Raw genomic sequence first — 17,946 nt, 5'->3', positions numbered from 1 at the left:
AGCATAACTCTAAATGTCAAAAAATAGGATGATTATCTGTCACGCGAGATTCCTACCGATAGCTATCGGTATGACCATAAAAAAGCAATTTTAAGCTAATGAAAAAGCAAACTAAAACCATATTGATCGTTGCTGTTATTTTGATTGCTGCGGTGGCATACATTTACCCTAGGATGGACAGTCGCAAGAGCAATGACACGGGAGTGGCATCGACAGGCGCTGGCCCGGGTGAGCCTACAAATTTACCGGTGAAAGTAGTGAAGCTTCAGCGTGAGACTTTGAGAAATCAACTTTCTATCACTGGCACTATTATACCAAACGAGTCAGTAGATCTGAGAACTGAGATCTCTGGTTTGATTACCAAAATTTCTTTTAAAGAAGGTCAATACGTAAGTAAAGGAACTCCTTTGCTCTACCTGAATGACGATGAGCTACAAGCTCAATTTCAGCGGCTTCAGTATACTCAGAAACTTTTTGAAACACAGGAAAACAGACAAAAGCAGCTTTTGGCTAGAGAAGCAATCAGCCAGGAAGAATATGATATTGCATTAAATCAATATAATACTACACTTTCTGATTTGAAATTGGTAGAAGCTCAGCTTTCCAAAACTGTAATTAGAGCTCCGTTCAATGGGATTTTGGGCTTGAGGCAAGTGAGTGAAGGATCGGTGATCGGAACCAATGATATTATTGCAAACTTCGTGAATATCGATCCGATTAAGATTGAGTTTTCCATTCCGGAGCGCTATGCTAATCAGGTTTCAGTTGGGTCTCCTATTTACTTTTCTAATGAATCCACCCCAGAGGAGGTTATGGGTAAAGTATATGCTTTTGAGCCTCAGATAGATGCTGCCACGCGTACATTAAAGTTACGTGCTGAAAGCCCAAATAAGGAAAGAAGGTATTTACCAGGAATGTTTGTTAGAATCCGCTTTGTATTAGGAGAAACTGAAGATGCCTTGATGGTTCCTTCAGAATCTATAATTCCTGAATTGCAGGGGTATAAAGTTTTTGTAGTTGGTGCCGATAATAAAGCCGAAGAGCGGACGGTAGAGATTGGTACACGTACAGATACACACGTTCAAATCATGAGTGGTTTGGATGTGGGTGATCTGGTGCTCACCACTGGTGTATTGCAAGCAAGGACGGGAACGCCTGTTGAATTCACTCAAATAAACTAACATGGCTAGCTTATCAAGTATAAGTATTAACAGGCCGGTATTGGCCATCGTAATGTCTCTGGTCATCATGCTCTTTGGTGCCATCGGTATTTCTCTATTAGGAATCAGGGAGTTCCCAAGTGTAGATCCTCCTGTAATCAATGTGAGGACTACCTACGTAGGGGCAAATGCCGATGTAATCGAGGCACAAATCACTGAACCTCTTGAAGAGGCAATTAATGGGATCCAGGGAATTAAATCTTTGACCTCAACAAGTAATGATGGGGGAAGCAGCATCACCGTAGAATTTGATGTGGGAGCGGATTTGGAAGCTGCTGCAAATGACGTACGTGATAAAGTTTCTGGCGCACAACGTAATCTTCCGCCTGATGCTGAGCCGCCAGTTGTATCCAAAGCAGATGCGGATTCCCAGCCTATTGTTTTCTTAAATGTGAAAAGTGACGAGAGGAGCCTGTTGGACCTTTCAGATATTGCACAGAATATTTTCAAAGAAAGACTTCAAACCATTCCTGGAGTAAGCCGGGTTCAGATCTGGGGAGAAAAAGAGTATGCGATCCGATTGAGAATGGATCCACTCAAAATGGCATCTTATGGGGTGACTCCACTGGATGTTTTATCCAAAGTACAAAGTGAAAATGTGGAGCTTCCTTCAGGAAGAATCGAAGGAGAGACTATTGAGCTTTCTGTAAGAACGAAGAGTAGACTAAGTAGTCCACAAGAATTCAATGATCTGATTATCAAAGAAGATCAAAATAATATTGTACGTTTTCAGGATATAGGAAGAGCTGAATTGGCTGCCTTGAATGAACGCACAGTTTTAAAAAGGGACGGAGTGCCAATGGTTGGTGTGGTGCTCGTGCCCCTTCCGGGCTCAAACAGTATTGAAATCGCAGATGAATTTTATAGACGTTTAGAGTTTATCAAGAAGGATCTCCCAGCAGATGTAGGATTGGAGATCGGATTTGATTCCACCAAATATATCCGTAGCTCCATCTCAGAGGTTCAGGAGACGATTATCACTGCATTTATCTTGGTGGTAGCGATTATCTTCCTTTTCCTACGGGATTGGCGTACTACTTTTATTCCTGTATTGACAATTCCTATTTCCCTGATTGGAGTATTCTTTATCATGTACCTGATGGATTTCTCCATCAACGTACTGACTCTCCTAGGAATCGTGCTCTCCATTGGACTCGTCGTCGATGATGCGATTGTAGTTTTGGAGAATATATATACTCGAATAGAAAAAGGTGAAGAACCTCAGAAAGCAGCTGAGCAAGGTTCTGAAGAGATTTTCTTCGCAGTTATTGCTACTACTGTAGCACTTGCAGCTGTGTTCTTACCAGTTATATTTTTGACAGGAACAACTGGACGTCTATTCCGTGAATTTGGGATAGTGGTAGCAGGAGCTGTGATTATTTCCTCCTTTGTGGCCTTGACGATGACTCCAATGTTGAGTTCTAAGCTTTTGAAAAAAAGGGAAAAGCACAACCGTTTTTATAATGCTACTGAACCGATATTTGTTTGGATCAACGACAAGTACGATGGTGCACTTTCATGGTTTATGCAATTCCGTTGGGTATCCTTCCTATTGGTAGGTTTGATGGGCTTTGGTATCTATTGGTTGTTCAACGAAATACCTACTGAACTGGCGCCAACAGAGGATAGAGGTGAAATCGTAATACGGATGAACGGTCCGGAAGGGGCGACATTCGGGTACATGGATCGAGTAATAGATCAAATGGTGGAGGATTTCAAAAGCGAGTTTCCGAAGGAAGATGTAAGAGGATTGATTTCAGTTACTTCTCCAGGTTTTGGATCATCCAGCACTAATTCAGGATTTGTGAGATTCATACTTACAGATGCTGAGAATAGAGATAAAACCCAAGGGCAATATTTCAATGAAATCAATCAGAAACTCAAGGCATACACTGGAGTAAAAGCTTTTGCGTCCCAAGCACAGTCTATTGGGAATTCACGCGGTGGTCTTCCTGTACAGTATGTGTTGCAGGCTCCTACTTTGGATAAGCTGAAGGAAGTGATTCCGACATTTATGGAAGAAGTTGGTAAAAGCCCCATATTCATTTTCTCTGATATCAATTTGAAATTTACCAAACCGGAGCTAGAGATTGAAATAGACCGGGCGAAAGCAAGAAATATCGGTGTGTCTATCCAAGAAATAGCTAGAACACTTCAGTTGTCCTATTCAGGACAGAGATTTGCCTATTTCATCAAGAATGGTAAGCAGTATCAAGTCGTGGGAGAAATGAGATTGGAGGATAGAAATGAGCCTGTAAATCTAAGAATGCTTTATGTACGTGCTGAAAATGGATCGTTGGTACAGCTAGACAACTTAGTATCAGTGACAGAGAAAAGTACGCCGCCACAATTGTATAGATTTAATAGATTCGTAGCAGGAACAGTTTCAGCAAACCTGGCCGAAGGCTATACTATCGGAGATGGTTTGAAAGAGATGGATCGAATCGCAGCTGATGTTCTCGATGACTCATTTACTACTGACGTTTCTGGTCCTTCTAAGGAATTTAGAGAAAGCTCAAACAGTTTGCTTTTTGCATTCTTATTCGCCTTGGTCTTGATTTATCTGGTGCTTTCGGCACAGTTTGAAAGTTTCTTGGATCCACTTACTATCATGTTTACTGTGCCATTAGCACTCTTTGGTGCATTATTTACGCTTTGGGCTTTTGGATTCACGCTGAATATTTTCAGCCAGATTGGTATAATCATGCTGATAGGTCTAGTTACCAAGAACGGGATCTTGATCGTGGAATTTGCTAACCAACGAAAAGCCTCAGGAATGACGGTTCATGAAGCAATTTATGGTGCTGCGGTGGCAAGATTTAGACCGATTTTGATGACTAGTTTATCTACTATCCTGGGTATTTTGCCGATTGCTCTTGGGCTAGGTGCAGGGGCAGAAAGTCGTGTGCCGATGGGTGCTGCCGTGATTGGTGGCTTGGCTTTCGCGACTGTTTTGACGCTTTTTGTGATCCCAGCTATTTATACTTATCTCACTTCCAATGAAGGAAGATTAGCCAGAATTTAATGAAAAAACTAAGCTTATTGCTCTTATTGAGTATCATTGGAACAAGCCTTTATGCCCAAAGTAATGAATCTCTGGATTTGGAGAGAGCGATTACTATGGGGTTGGAGAATAATCTGGATGTAAAAATCGCTGTGGAAACAGTAGCTATTCAAGAAGGGAATAAGCGTATTGGTGCTGGCGATTATTTGCTGCCTAGTCTAAATGCTGCCTATACCAGAAGTTATAGCAACGAAGATGTGGAACAAGTTTTTGCTACAGATCCTAATCCTAGAACTATCGACAATGCAAAATCCAGATCCAAAAACTTTAGTTTGGCTGCTATATACGGATTCCGCCCAGAAAGCTTTGTAGTTATGGAGCGATTTGGAGTGTTGACGGAAATCTCTGAGTTGGATGCGAAAATTGCTGTGGAGAATACTGTAGCCAATATATCCTCTGCGTATTATAGATTGGTTTTGGAGCTTCAGCGTCAGGAAGTTTTAGCGCGTACACTTGAACTTAGTCAGTCTAGATTAGATATCGCTGAAGCGCAATATTCTCTAGGCGGTGCAGGAAAGCGGGATTTTCTAACAGCAGAAGTTGATTACAATTCTGATTTAAGTTTGCTATTAGGACAAGAGCAGGTAATTCAAAATGCGCGAATTAACCTGAATGAGCTGATGGCTTTGAATCCAGATGAACAATTTGTCGTAAAGGATACAATCCTCATCGGAGAACCTTTACTACTTCAAAACTTGGTAGAAAATGCTTTTCTGGAGAATAAAACATACTTAATCACTCAACGCCAAGAGAATGTTGCTTTCCTTCAGATGAAGGAGCTCCGTGCTTCCAGATTGCCAGTCATTAACCTGAATGCCAATTATGCCAATAATACTTCCAATTCAGATGCAGGGATTTTGATTCAGAATCAGCGTTCTGGATTTAATTATGGAGGCAATATCCAGTTGAATGTATTTAACGGATTTACCTTGAACAGAAGAATCCAAAATGCCAAAGTGCAACAGAAAATCCAGTCTTATGCGGTAGACCAGTATGAGATCCAGTTGCGTTCAGATATTCATAGGGCTTTTAATACGTATACCACTAATCGTAATCTGCTAGAAGTGGAGCAAAAGAATTATGCGGTAGCGAAAGAAAGCTCTGAAATTGCTTTGGAACGATTCAGATTGGGTATCTCTTCATACCTTGAATTCAGGGATGCTCAGGTAAATTTGCTGACAGCAGAGAACAGACTCATCACTTCTATATATAACATCAAGGAACAAGAAATCGAATTGAGAAGGCTTTCTGGAAAGATTTTCTTTCAAAATAGCTTCGAAGACTTTCAGTTGACTTCAGAAGATTAGTTACGAAACGAAGGCCTCATCAATAGCCTTCGTTTTTTTATTTGCTTTTTTTAACGAATGCTTTATTTTTCTTTTGGCACAGCATTTGCCAAATGGGCTTTCGTGTAACATCCAGAGTCTTATGGCTCTAGTGAATGAAAAAATCATTAATACTCTTTTTCTCCCTATTGACGCTTCTTCTTTTTGGTGTGCAATGCACCTTTATAGAGAAGAACTTTGGCTCCAAATTCAAGGAAGAAGTCTATATACTTGACCTTGCAGGGATCCAAAACCAAGGGTTTATCCGTGCCGCAGTGGATAATAATTCCACGGGCTACTACATCTATCGTGGACGTAGAATGGGCTATGAGTATGAGCTACTTCGTGACCTTGCTAGGAGATTAAATGTTCAATTGCATTTGGTGATGGTTTCGGACATAGACAAAGCTTTTGACTACCTGCAAGAAGGAAAAGTGGATTTGATTGCCATGAATCTTGAGAAGAACATGGAACGGTCTGAAAAGGCTTCTTTTTCTATTCCTTTGGGAAAAATGAACACGGTTCTCGTCGGAAATGAATCCTCAGGAAAAATCACTGCGTGGGATCAATTAGCCTCTGATACAATATATGTAAGAGAAGGTGCTGTGTATAAAACTCAGCTTTGCACTCTGAAAGATTCTCTTCTATTGAACTACACGATTGTGACTACTCCCGATCATGAGGAGACACTGATTGATCAAGTGGCTGATGGAACGATCAAATGGACTATTGCTGATCAGAATATCGCGCAGGCAAATGCTACCTATTACGATGGGTTGGATATATCTTGGAAAGTTCAGAAAGAAGGAGATGTGTCTTGGGTGGTTAGGGAGAATTCTCCAAAACTATTGACTGCACTGGATGATTGGCTCGAGGATAAACAGAAGAGATTTATACCTGATCTATACGCAAAATATTTTCTGAATTCTAAAAACAGTTATTTCAGAAGTAATAGCCCATTCTCGTCTTTAGCAGGAAATCAGATTTCTGTTTATGATGATATGATTAAAAATGGAGCGGAACAGCTAGGCTGGGATTGGCGCTTGTTGGCTTCATTGGTTTATAAGGAATCCCGTTTCGACACGGTAGCTACTTCGTATGCTGGCGCAAAAGGTTTGCTTCAGCTCATGCCAGTGACTTTGGAACGCTTTGGTGTGGATAATCCCAATGATCCACAACAGTCTTTGATGGGAGGAGTTCGATACTTGAGGTATTTGGATAAGTTCTGGATGGAAAGAGTGCCAGATACTAGTGAGCGTCTCAAATTTATTTTAGCCTCCTATAATATCGGTCATGGGCATGTAGAAGATGCATGGAGATTGACCATGAAATTTGGTGAAAACACGCAGACTTGGGCAGATGTTTCCAAATTCTTAGAATTAAAAAGTGATCCCGATTATTACCGGGATCCTATTGTCAAGAGTGGCTTTGCCAAAGGGCATTTGGCGGTGAACTATGTAAAGGACGTGATGTCGGTCTTCGAGTCCTACAAGGCACTCGTAGAACCTTAGGATAATTAATTCAACTAATTGTAATTACCATGGTCTGTGTTTCACAGACCATTTTTTTTTATACTACAATGCGCTTCTGCGGTATCAAGCTCCTTCGTGTAACTCAAACATAGCTTCTACTTCCACTGGTATATTATCTGGCAAAGTTCCCATTCCCACAGCTGATCGAACGCCAATTCCATATTCTTCTCCCCAGACCTGAGCAAAAAGCTCACTACATCCATTGATGATGTATGGATGGCGCTCGAATGTAGAGACGCAATTCACCATTCCTAAGACTTTGATCACGCGCTTCACTCTATTGAGAGAACCAAGGTTAGCTTTAATGGTTGAGAGCATTGCCAATCCAACTTGCCTAGCAGCCATTTTTCCAGCTTCTATATCAAGTTCCTCTCCAATTCTTCCGATGATCAGGCTACCATCATCTTGGACAGTGCCATGGCCTGAGAGGTACAGGTATTTTCCGTCAATCAAGCAAGGTTTGTAAACGCCAAGTGGCTTTGGCGCTGGAGGAAGATTGAGACCAAGTTTAGTGAAATTGCTTTCTGGAGTTTCCATTTGGGTGATTTTTTGAAATTTAAATTATACGAAAATGTCAAGGATTAGCACGCCTGCTAATCCGGCTACTGCAACGATGGTTTCCATCAGAGACCAAGATTTGATGGTGTCTTTGATACTTACGTTGAAAAATTCCTTGTACATCCAGAATCCTGCATCGTTGAAATGTGAGAACATCAAGCTTCCTGCACCGATGGATAATACCAGGAGATTGGGGTCGACATTCATGGTCGTCACTAGTGGAGCAATTATCCCGGCGGTGGTCAAGCCAGCTACAGTCGCAGAGCCTACGCAAACTCGAATAATGGCAGTAATGATCCAGGCCAAGATCAGTGGGTGAATATCCCATGTTTGCAAGCCTTCGGCGATCACCAAGCTAACTCCAGTGTCAGTGAAGATTTGCTTCAAAGCGCCAGCACCAGCAACGATCAATAGAATCATGGCGATGTCTTTAGTCGCCACCGTGTATAGGTCCATGATTTGCTTCATGTTGAAACCGCGATTTAAGCCCAGCGTGTAGGTCGCGATAAGAACGGATACCAACATCACAATTCCTGGATCTGCAACAAAGCCAATAATCGGAGCTAAGCTGCTTTCAGGGGAAATATTTAGATTCAAAGCTGTAGTTCCCACTAGGAGAAATACAGGAAGTAATGCGGTGAAAAAGCTATTTGCAGCAGAAGGAAGCTCAGATTCAGGTTTCGTTTCTGCTTGGAAGGTCTTGAGAGGTTCTGCTTTCATATTCTTCAGAGTTCTTGCGAAAAGAGGTCCTGCAAGAGCAATGGTGGGGATAGCGATCATAAAACCGTAGAAGAGTGTCAAGCCCATGTTGGCATCAAACTGAGCTACTAAAGCGGCTGGTGAAGGATGTGGAGGCAAAAAACCATGTGTCACCGAAAGGGCGGCCAAAAGTGGTATGCCTACATAGACAGCCGAGATCTTATACTGATAAGCTACAGTGAACGCAAGGGGCACAAGCAACACGAAGCCTACATTATAAAACAAGGGAATTCCTACTACTAATCCAGTGATGGACATGGCCCAGGTGATGTGTTTTTGTCCAAAGATTTTCATCAGGAAACCAGCAATTCGCTGAGCAGCGCCAGATTCAGCTACGAGCTTGCCTAGCATCGCGCCCATCACAATCACAATCACTAAGTCGCCTAGTAGCACGCCCATTCCGCGCTGTACCGAGCCAGCTATCTGGTCTGCCGGGAGCCCGAGAAGAAAACCTGCGGATATGGATGAGATGAGAAATGCTAAAAATGGATTGAGCTTGGCCCAGACAATTAGCAGCACCAGGATGGCAATACTGAGCAGTACAAGAAGAATGGTCATAGGAATAGGTTGGGTTTAGCTGGCTAAGATAAAAAAAATGGGGTAAAGTGCGTTTCAGCTAAGATAATTCCTCGAAAATGATTGTTAGTGCTTAATCCATTTGCTTTGAATGGTGTTCTCCGGGTTTGAAAATTTGATTAGATATATACCAGGAGTTAAGATCTCTAATTTTTCAGAGAGGAGAATTTCATTATACCTAAAGTCTGAAATCAACAGACCTTGAGTTGTATATATGCTTATTTGTGAATTTTCGAGATTGAAACTATCAGGGAGTGTTACACTGATTTTGCCGGAAGAATGTGGATTTGGTGAAATTGAAATTTGATCGTTAGAAACTGTTAGGTCATTTTCAAGTCTCACCACCTTGCTCCAAAATTCTTGCCCTGAGAAATTTATAAGTCTAATTAGATAATAGGTTGAAGAGTTTTTTCTTATGTTTTCATCAGTGAATGAATACAAAGTTGGACTGTCAGAATCGCCTTGGCTGAGGACTTCTCCGATTTTTATCCAATCTTTTAGTGGATTGTTGGAGCTATAGATCTCAAACTTTTCATTGTCGTTTTCTTCCGCGACTGACCAAGTAATCTGTTTGAGATTATCTTTAAGATGGGCAGAAATCGATAGCCAAGTGACTGGTAAAATGCTGAGAGTTCTGAAACTTCCCACAGTGAAATTTTTACCCGGAAGATCATCAAAGGTCAGACTTCTTATTGCCCATAGATTTATCTCATCTGTACCTTCAATATGATTTCCAGGAGCAGCATATCCAGTGCATACTAGCCGAAGATCTTCAGGCTCATCGACGATTAATTTTTCTGCTGAGATCCTTAATTCCAATGGGTTTGATGAAGTGTTTAACCCTGAAAAATTGAAATAACTGAAGAGTCTATAAAGTATTGGTGTGCCATCCAAGTCATTGAAACTAGGATTGAAATCTGCTCCTTTATATTCCGTGAATTGTATGTTTAAATTACCACCAGCTGAAGTGCCTAGCATTTGAACCTTACGAATACCACCTTGATACTGATCGTAAAATGGGAAGGTGGCATTTACGGAGGTCATTGAAGTAGGTGTGGTTTGATAAGTGAATTGGCCAAGGTTACTCCAATGACCAGCATTGTATTCCAAGCCTCCTGATCCCAAAGTATTCAGTATAAGATTATTGCCTTGGAGATTTATCCCTCCAGCATCCATTTTAAGATTGTTTCGGATCATTAGGTTTTGTTCGAAAAAAGCTGTTCCAGCAGGCTTATTTAAAGTAAGATTATTAACATTCATAGCGAATCCTATGATGTGTTGATCCGTTGCTCCGGTTAGGTTGAGGGTTGTATTTGTGAGATTAAATACCCCTATTCCCACTTGAGATATATTTCCGTTTAGTGACAAGGTGGTAGGTAAAGTGATATTTTGAGTGCCTTGGATTTCTAGGTCGTGGAAGGTCAAGGGAACTGCTGAGCTTGCATAAGATTTAGAAAGAAAATTCTGAGTGCCTGAGTTTTTTCTGAACGTTACTTTCCCATTTAGTAGAAAAGTAGCAGCTTCAATTTTGGGCGAAGTACCTTCTAGAATGAGTTCACCTCCAGATTGGATCTCGAAGAGGTTAGCACTCACAGATCCTGAAATCGATCTAGCGATAATGTTATCACTGCATTCAGAAATAAAAATCCCGCCTGACTCGATTATGAAATCTCCGAATGGTCCAGATGGATAAAAGCTCGTTTCTGTATTAAAGGAGATAGAAGCACAAAAATTAGGAACTACTGAAATGTCTAACTTTTGAAGTAAAATACCAGATCGAAGTATGAATTTTACAGCTTTAAATGGTTCTTCAATTGTCAAAGTATTGCCGGCACCTGGGTCGAATATTACAGTATATCTACTTTGTATTGTGAAGCCACTCCATGCATTTTTGGGGATAATTATTCTTGAGTTACCCTTAAATGTAATTGTACTTGCAGTAGAATTTCCTATCCAATTTTGGCTATTCCACGTACCTGAAGGGATGCCAGGCGCTGCGCCTGAGAATGCTTGCAAAGAACCATAGAGATTGATATTTCTGCCACTGAGATTCAGTTTCTCTCCTGCGCCGGTCTCGGCATTTATAAACAAACTCTTAGCTTCCTCATTAGCAGTTAATGTTACTTTGTGAGTTTGATCTATATAAATATCATTAATAAGAGTCGGCTTGACGGATGCGGGAGCCCATACCGAACCGTTGTACACTTCCCATATAGCGAGATTTCCAAAATTCCCAGAAGCTACTGTGCGATAAGCGCCAATTTCCTGACACAATGAAGCGTTTAAGTAAAGGCAATGAAATGTAACTGCCGAGAATATGAAGTATATTCGGCAGTTAAAAAGTGTGCTCCAGGCCAGCGTTTTGCCCCGTGTTTTCATATTAAAAAGTATATTAAAAAACGTCTATTAATTTAGTGAAATGAACTTGATAAAAACAGCAATTAGTTTAATTTTTTTACTGACTATCAGTAGTTTAGCTTCTTTACAAGCCCAGCAATACCAGATCAGTTTGCTGACTTGTGACCCTGGAGAGGAGATCTACAGTTCCTTTGGCCACAGCGGTATTCGGGTACTGGATCTCAACACAGGTAGGGATGTGGTGTACAACTACGGCACCTTTGATTTTGGCGCGCCGAACTTTGTCCTAAATTTTGCCGGAGGCAGACTGGATTACTACCTCTCAGTATCTACGTTTGATCGCTTTATAGCTGAGTACGATTACTTTCAGCGCTCCGTGCGGGAGCAGGTGCTGAGTCTCAATGAACAGCAGAAAATAGAGTTGATCCAGTTTTTAGAAACAAATTATCTCCCGGAGAATCGGGCTTATCGTTACGATTTTTTCTTTGACAATTGTGCCACCCGGGTACGTGACGCGATCAGTACGGTATTGGGTGATCAATTGATCTGGCATGATGAGGTGCGGGAGCCTGTCGACAGAAGCTTTCGGGAATTAATCGATGAGATGGTTTATTACATGTCTTGGTCTGATTTGGGAATTGACTTGGCACTTGGTTCACGCTTGGATAGAGATGCTACTCCGCTGGAAGAGCAGTTTCTTCCTAAGTATGTGGAGGGAGCTTTTTCGAGAGCAACGATCCAAGGTGATGGGCCTACCCGTTCTTTGGTAGGGCAGAGCAGAGTTATTTTGGATTTTGAAAAGCCAGTTGGTTCTTTCGGGGCGATAAATCCTTATTGGATTTTCTGGGTAATCGCGATCATTTTTACCGCAATCACATTTATAGGATTTAAGAAAGGAAAGCTCTTTATAGGTTTTGATGTGGTGTTTTTCGGAATTTTGGGAATCATGGGCCTGGTGATGTCTTTGCTTTGGATAGGTTCCGAAATCCCTTCTACCAAGTATAACTGGAATATTCTTTGGGCTTTCCCAGGTCACCTCATACTAGCTATCGTTTTGCTCAAGAACACTATCAAACCTTGGGTTTTGAAATACTTGCTATTTGCCTTGATCATGGCAGATGCGGCGGTTGTTTTCTGGATTTTGGGTTGGCAGTCTTTTCACCCAAGTCTTATTCCTTTGCTTTTGGTGCTGATTCTCAGAACAAACTATTTGTATTATAATATTGGGAAGTTTAGGAGAGTGAATTGACTTTTCATCCTTTTCCTTTTTTATTGTAAGTGACTTCGACTCCGCTCAGTCTGACCAAAGTTTGTCAGTCTGACCAAAGTTTGTCAGTCCGAGCGGAGTCGAGGACTATTTACAGGTAGAACAATCAAGTTCTCATGGTAATATTTTGTTTCCCTCTAAACTATTGCATAGGGGATTGGTGTTGGGTATTTTCGGACGAAGCTTATGGAATTCAAACTTACCTCAGATTATCAACCTACTGGAGATCAGCCCAAGGCTATAGAACAGCTTACGGCTGGAGTGAATAATGGCGATGCCGCTCAGGTTTTGCTGGGTGTGACGGGGTCCGGTAAAACTTTTACCGTAGCCAATGTTATTCAGCAGACCCAGAAACCAACCTTAATTTTAAGTCATAATAAGACACTCGCGGCCCAGTTGTACGGAGAATTCAAACAGTTTTTTCCTGATAACGCTGTTGAGTACTTCATTTCCTACTATGATTATTATCAGCCAGAGGCATTTATACCTACCTCAGGTACTTATATAGAAAAGGATCTATCGATCAATCAAGAGATTGAGAAGCTTCGGCTGAGTGCTTCTTCCGCGCTGCTTACAGGGAGAAGAGATGTGATTGTAGTGGCATCTGTGTCATGTATCTATGGTATAGGGAATCCAGAGGAGTTTGGGAAAAATGTCATCAAGCTTCAGGAAGGCGATCGGATTCCAAGAAATCAGTTGCTTTTCAAATTGGTAGATATTCTTTACAGCCGAACCCAGCATGATTTGACCCATGGGACTTTCCGTGTGAAAGGTGACACGGTGGATATTTTTGTGGCTTATGCTGACTGGGGATATAGGATTTTCTTCTGGGGAGACGAGATTGAAGCAATTCAGCGCTTTGATCCGGCTACGGGGAAAAAGCTGAATGACGAGAAAATCATTTCTATTTTCCCGGCAAACCTGTTTGTAACAGGAAAAGATACGTTGCAAACTGCCATTCATGAGATTCAATATGATATGGTGGATCAGGTGAATTTCTTCGAAAGAGAAGGAAGGTTTGCAGAAGCAAAACGTTTGCAGGAGCGAACTGAGTTCGATTTGGAAATGATGCGAGAGCTAGGTTACTGCTCTGGCGTAGAAAATTACTCCAGATATTTTGATAGAAGAGCTCCTGGAGCAAGACCATTCTGTTTGATAGATTATTTCCCGGATGATTTCCTTCTAGTCGTAGATGAAAGCCACGTGACCCTACCGCAAGTGCGAGCAATGTGGGGAGGAGATAGATCTCGAAAGATCAATTTGGTAGATTTTGGTTTCCGACTTCCTTCGGCCTTGGATAACAGGCCTTTGAAGTTCGAAGAGTTTCAAGACCTATGCGATCAGGTCATTTATGTATCTGCAACTCCAGCTGATTACGAGTTGTCGTTGACAGAAGGTGTAGTAGTAGAGCAAATCATTCGACCTACGGGGCTGCTGGATCCTACTATTGAAGTAAGACCAAGCCAAAATCAGATTGACGATTTACTGGAAGAAATTGACCAGACAATTAAATCTGGGGCGAGAACGCTTGTGACAACTCTGACCAAACGAATGGCTGAAGAGCTTCAGAAATTCCTCGAAAGAGCTGGTGTGAAGTCCCGATACATTCACTCTGAGGTGAAAACACTTGACCGGGTGGAAATCTTGCGGGAGTTACGTTTAGGGATTTTCGATGTACTTGTTGGGGTGAATTTGCTTAGAGAAGGATTGGATTTGCCCGAGGTTTCCTTAGTAGCAATACTGGATGCGGACAAAGAAGGGTTCTTGAGAAATGAGCGAAGTTTGGTTCAAACAATTGGCCGTGCGGCTCGGAACTCTGAAGGGCGAGTGATTATGTATGCGGATAAAATCACCAATTCCATGCAACTCGCGATGGATGAAACGAAGCGAAGACGTGTCTTACAAATCGAATACAATACAAAGCATGGTATTACTCCAACTACTGTGGTGAAATCACATGATAAAATCATGGGGCAAACTAAGGTGGCTGACTCTAAGAAGAACCCTAAATTCTATGCGGAACCTATGCCAGGTGAAGCAAGCATGGCGGCAGATCCAGTGGTGCAATACCTAAGTAAAGAAAAGCTGGAAAAGCTGATTCAGCAAACGCAGAAAATGATGGAGAAAGCTGCGAAAGAACTCAATTTTATGGAAGCTGCGCGTCTTCGGGACGAGTGGCAATCTCAAAAATCCAGATTGGAGCAATTGAACCGTGGAGTAAGTAAATAGGCTAGTACTTTCCAAAATCTAAACTAAATGACGCTGCAGGATGTGAAGGTGCTCGCTACAAAGGGCGAGGGGCTGAGAATTGAATTTAAAAAGAAAGCGACTTTTCCTGAGAAGATAGTCCGTGAACTTATCGCCTTTGCCAATACTTCGGGCGGTGATTTGCTGATCGGAGTCGATGATGATGGGACAGTAAGCGGTCAGCGCTATATAGAGGAGGAGATTTTTGTGATGGAGAAAGCTATCAAAGAGTTTATTTTACCACCATTAGACTACCAATTGTTTTCCCTGAAACTCAATGAAAAAAAAGGAGTGGCAGTTTTCAAAGTTCCGATAAGTACCCAACGTCCACACTATTTGAAAGAAAAAGACAGAAAGCAAGCTTATATACGTGTAGCAGATAGATCTGTGCAGGCGAGTAAGGAAGTTTGGGAGATTTTGAGAAGAAGTAAAACCCCAAAGGATATGGTCTTTACTTATGGTAGAAAGGAAGAGATCTTGATGAAAGCACTTGCGGAATCCGAGAGAATCACACTCAAAGAATTTTCTAAGCTGGCGAATCTGCCAAGATTTCTAGCGTCTAAAACTTTGGTGCGCTTAGTTTTGGCGAATGTGCTTCTAATCCATCCGCAGGAGTCCGAGGACTTTTTTACATTGAAGGATTCGGGAGTTTAATTCCTGTCATTTCGGTAAAGCCAATATTCCCCTGAAGACCGCCGGAATGGATCATCAGGATTTTTGATCCTTCCCTGAAATAATCTTTTTTGATCAAGTCCCAGATTCCGTAAGCCATCTTCCCAGTATAGATGGGGTCGAGGACAATGCCGAAACTCTCATAGAACCACCAGAGGAATTCGATTAGCTCTTGGGTGTGTTTGGCGTAGCCGCCGAAGTTATAGGAAGTGAAGATCTCGTAAGTACCTAGACTGTTCAATTGATATTTTTCTAGTAAATCAGCAATTTCTTCGTGAATGAATTCGCCTTTTAATGATGAAAAGCCAAGTAGTTTTTGATTCTTAGAAAGTGATGAGTACACTCCGGAAAAAGTGCCTCCTGTTCCTATCGAACTGCATACATGTGAGAATTTCTGATCATCTGAATCTAGTATTTCTTTTGTTCCCTCGATGGCCAATTCATTGGTGCCTCCTTCTGGAATTAGATAGAAATCGCCGAATTTTTTTTGCAGAGTGGACAGAAATTGAGGCTCTGATTTATTTCTGTAACTATTTCTATCAATAAAATGAAGACGCATGCCTAGGTTTTCGGCATGTGAAAGTGTAGCGTTAAGCGGCTCAGTTCTTTCGCCTCGTATGACGCCGATGGCTTCGATATTTTCAGCTTTTGCTGCTTCGGCAGTGGCGTAGATATGATTCGAAAAAGCCCCTCCAAAGGTCAGGATCTTGTTTTTCCCTTCTTTTTTAGCTTTTTCTAGGTTGTATTTGAGTTTGAAAAACTTGTTTCCCGAAATTTCTGGATGCACTAAATCCAAGCGCTTTACGGCAAGTTCTATACCTTTTTCTTCAAGAATAGTGTGAGTAAGAAATTGGATTGGAGCCGGATTTGGAAGGAGCATTTACAGTGCTTTTTTGCAGAGGTGTCAAAGTTAAGCTTGATAATCTTATTTTTGCAGCATGAGCATGCAACCAGAGGAAGATTTCGAAGAGGAAGAATTAGAGCTTTATGAACATTTTAAGTTTGTAATAGATAAAGGTCAGACTCCAATTAGGATCGATAAGTTTTTGACAGATAAAATAGCTTTTGCCACCCGTAATAAAATTCAGCAGGCCATTGATGCCGGCCTAATTCAAGTAAATGGTGAATCCATTAAGGGGAGCTATAAGGTAAAGCCGTTGGATGATATTCGTGTCCATATGGGTAAGCCTCCGCGAGATACAGAAGTTGTACCGGAGGATATTCCGCTTAACATCGTCTATGAGGATCAACATTTATTGGTGGTCAACAAAGAGGCGGGAATGGTCGTTCATCCCGCGCATGGTAACTGGACCGGTACTCTGGTGAATGCTTTAGTGTTTTACTTTCAGAATCTTCCAGAGATGAAGGGTAATGAAGGTAGACCGGGCTTGGTTCATCGCATAGATAAGGATACATCCGGATTATTAGTAATTGCCAAATCTGAGGAGGCCATGACTCACCTGGCTTCACAGTTTTTTCATCATACGATAGAGAGAACCTATTTGGCTATTGTGTGGGGCGAGATAGAAGAGGAGGCAGGTACTGTCACAGGGAATGTGGGCAGAAGTGCAAAGAACAGAAAGATAATGGATGTATTTCCAGACGGAAGTCAAGGGAAGCATGCAGTTACTCATTGGAAAGTATTGAATAGACTTCGGTATGTGTCACTGATTCAGTGTAATCTGGAGACTGGGCGTACACATCAGATCCGTGCTCATATGAAGTATTTGGGACATCCTCTTTTCAATGATGCTACCTACGGAGGTGATAAAATCCGTAAAGGAACTCAATTCTCTAAGTATAAGACCTTTGTTCACAATGCATTTAATCTTTTACCAAGGCAGGCATTACATGCGAAGTCATTGGGATTCATACATCCTGTGACCAAGGAGAAACTATATTTTGAAGCTCCATTGCCTGCGGATTTTCAGGCAGTTTTAGATAAGTGGGAGAATTATGTCAATTTCGAATAAGAGTATCAATATTGATGAATAGTTAATATTTTGCTCATAATGATGTGATTTTGCTAACAAAACAGCCCTTTTTGGGCTGTTTTGGCAATATAGAGTTGATCTATTGAAGAATAGTCAATGGAGGAGTCTATATTAATGCCGTTTTTAATGATACTGTATTTTTCAATCGTTTTCATTAAAAATACTGTAAATATTCAGTTTTATTTTTGAATTATTTTTAATAAACAAACCTGTCTGCTATATTTGAATCATAGAAAGAGAGCAAACAAACGGTAAGCACTCAAAATACATTGAAATTACACAACATTGTAGGATGTTGAAACTGGCAGACAAGCCCTCCTGTCTCGGGGGTGGAGGTTATAGGATAAAGCATTTAGCGAGCTCGTAAATTTGCC

Annotated in this window: 12 protein-coding genes; 8 read left to right on the top strand and 4 right to left on the bottom strand. The window is 41.4% G+C overall.

Annotated elements, in window-relative coordinates:
• The first annotated feature begins 98 nt into the window (after positions 1-98).
• The 4 genes from ESV85_RS14790 (at position 99) to ESV85_RS14775 (ending at position 7,120) form a co-directional block, all read left to right on the top strand.
• Complete coding sequence (locus ESV85_RS14790) at positions 99-1,181, top strand: efflux RND transporter periplasmic adaptor subunit (protein WP_146918877.1); 1,083 nt, start codon at positions 99-101, stop codon at positions 1,179-1,181.
• Between the two features lies 1 nt (position 1,182).
• Positions 1,183-4,245, top strand: coding sequence for an efflux RND transporter permease subunit (locus ESV85_RS14785; protein ID WP_146918875.1), 3,063 nt, complete (start codon positions 1,183-1,185; stop codon positions 4,243-4,245).
• On the top strand, positions 4,245-5,591 hold the full coding sequence (locus ESV85_RS14780; RefSeq protein WP_146918873.1) for a TolC family protein: 1,347 nt from the start codon (positions 4,245-4,247) through the stop codon (positions 5,589-5,591). Before ESV85_RS14785 ends, ESV85_RS14780 begins: the two co-directional genes overlap by 1 nt.
• Positions 5,592-5,725: 134 nt before the next feature.
• Positions 5,726-7,120 carry a transglycosylase SLT domain-containing protein gene (locus ESV85_RS14775; protein WP_146918871.1) on the top strand — a complete coding sequence of 465 codons (1,395 nt, stop codon included), beginning with the start codon at positions 5,726-5,728 and terminating at the stop codon, positions 7,118-7,120.
• Between the two features lie 84 nt (positions 7,121-7,204).
• On the opposite strand, the gene ESV85_RS14770 is transcribed toward ESV85_RS14775, so the two are convergent.
• The 3 genes from ESV85_RS14770 to ESV85_RS14760 form a co-directional block, all read right to left on the bottom strand.
• Positions 7,205-7,678 (bottom strand): RidA family protein, encoded by a 474-nt coding sequence (locus ESV85_RS14770; protein WP_146918869.1) that lies wholly within the window; start codon positions 7,676-7,678, stop codon positions 7,205-7,207.
• 24 nt (positions 7,679-7,702) lie between these two features.
• Positions 7,703-9,016: a gluconate:H+ symporter gene (locus tag ESV85_RS14765; RefSeq protein WP_146918867.1), complete on the bottom strand. Its 1,314-nt coding sequence runs from the start codon at positions 9,014-9,016 to the stop codon at positions 7,703-7,705.
• Between the two features lie 84 nt (positions 9,017-9,100).
• Positions 9,101-11,413 (bottom strand): T9SS type A sorting domain-containing protein, encoded by a 2,313-nt coding sequence (locus tag ESV85_RS14760; RefSeq protein ID WP_146918865.1) that lies wholly within the window; start codon positions 11,411-11,413, stop codon positions 9,101-9,103.
• Between the two features lie 40 nt (positions 11,414-11,453).
• Between ESV85_RS14760 and ESV85_RS14755 the strand changes: the two genes are divergently transcribed.
• The 3 genes from ESV85_RS14755 (at position 11,454) to ESV85_RS14745 (ending at position 15,560) form a co-directional block, all read left to right on the top strand.
• The gene (locus ESV85_RS14755) at positions 11,454-12,641 is read left to right on the top strand and encodes a DUF4105 domain-containing protein (RefSeq protein WP_146918863.1); all 1,188 of its coding nucleotides are present in this window, start codon (positions 11,454-11,456) and stop codon (positions 12,639-12,641) included.
• 204 nt (positions 12,642-12,845) lie between these two features.
• On the top strand, positions 12,846-14,888 hold the full coding sequence (gene uvrB, locus ESV85_RS14750; RefSeq protein WP_146918861.1) for an excinuclease ABC subunit UvrB: 2,043 nt from the start codon (positions 12,846-12,848) through the stop codon (positions 14,886-14,888).
• 27 nt (positions 14,889-14,915) lie between these two features.
• Complete coding sequence (locus ESV85_RS14745) at positions 14,916-15,560, top strand: helix-turn-helix domain-containing protein (RefSeq protein WP_146918859.1); 645 nt, start codon at positions 14,916-14,918, stop codon at positions 15,558-15,560.
• Here ESV85_RS14745 and ESV85_RS14740 read toward each other — a convergent pair.
• A complete protein-coding gene (locus ESV85_RS14740; RefSeq protein WP_146918858.1) occupies positions 15,535-16,458 on the bottom strand; it encodes a 1-aminocyclopropane-1-carboxylate deaminase/D-cysteine desulfhydrase in 924 nt (307 codons plus the stop codon). The genes ESV85_RS14745 and ESV85_RS14740 overlap by 26 nt on opposite strands.
• Positions 16,459-16,516: 58 nt before the next feature.
• Between ESV85_RS14740 and ESV85_RS14735 the strand changes: the two genes are divergently transcribed.
• Positions 16,517-17,551: an RluA family pseudouridine synthase gene (locus tag ESV85_RS14735; protein ID WP_146918856.1), complete on the top strand. Its 1,035-nt coding sequence runs from the start codon at positions 16,517-16,519 to the stop codon at positions 17,549-17,551.
• The last annotated feature ends 395 nt before the right edge of the window (positions 17,552-17,946 follow it).

It is taken from the genome of Algoriphagus aquimarinus (assembly GCF_007997215.1).
GTDB classification, from domain to species: Bacteria; Bacteroidota; Bacteroidia; order Cytophagales; family Cyclobacteriaceae; genus Algoriphagus; species Algoriphagus aquimarinus_A.
Note: the sequence above shows the minus strand (reverse complement) of the source record. Positions and strands in the feature narration are given on the sequence as shown.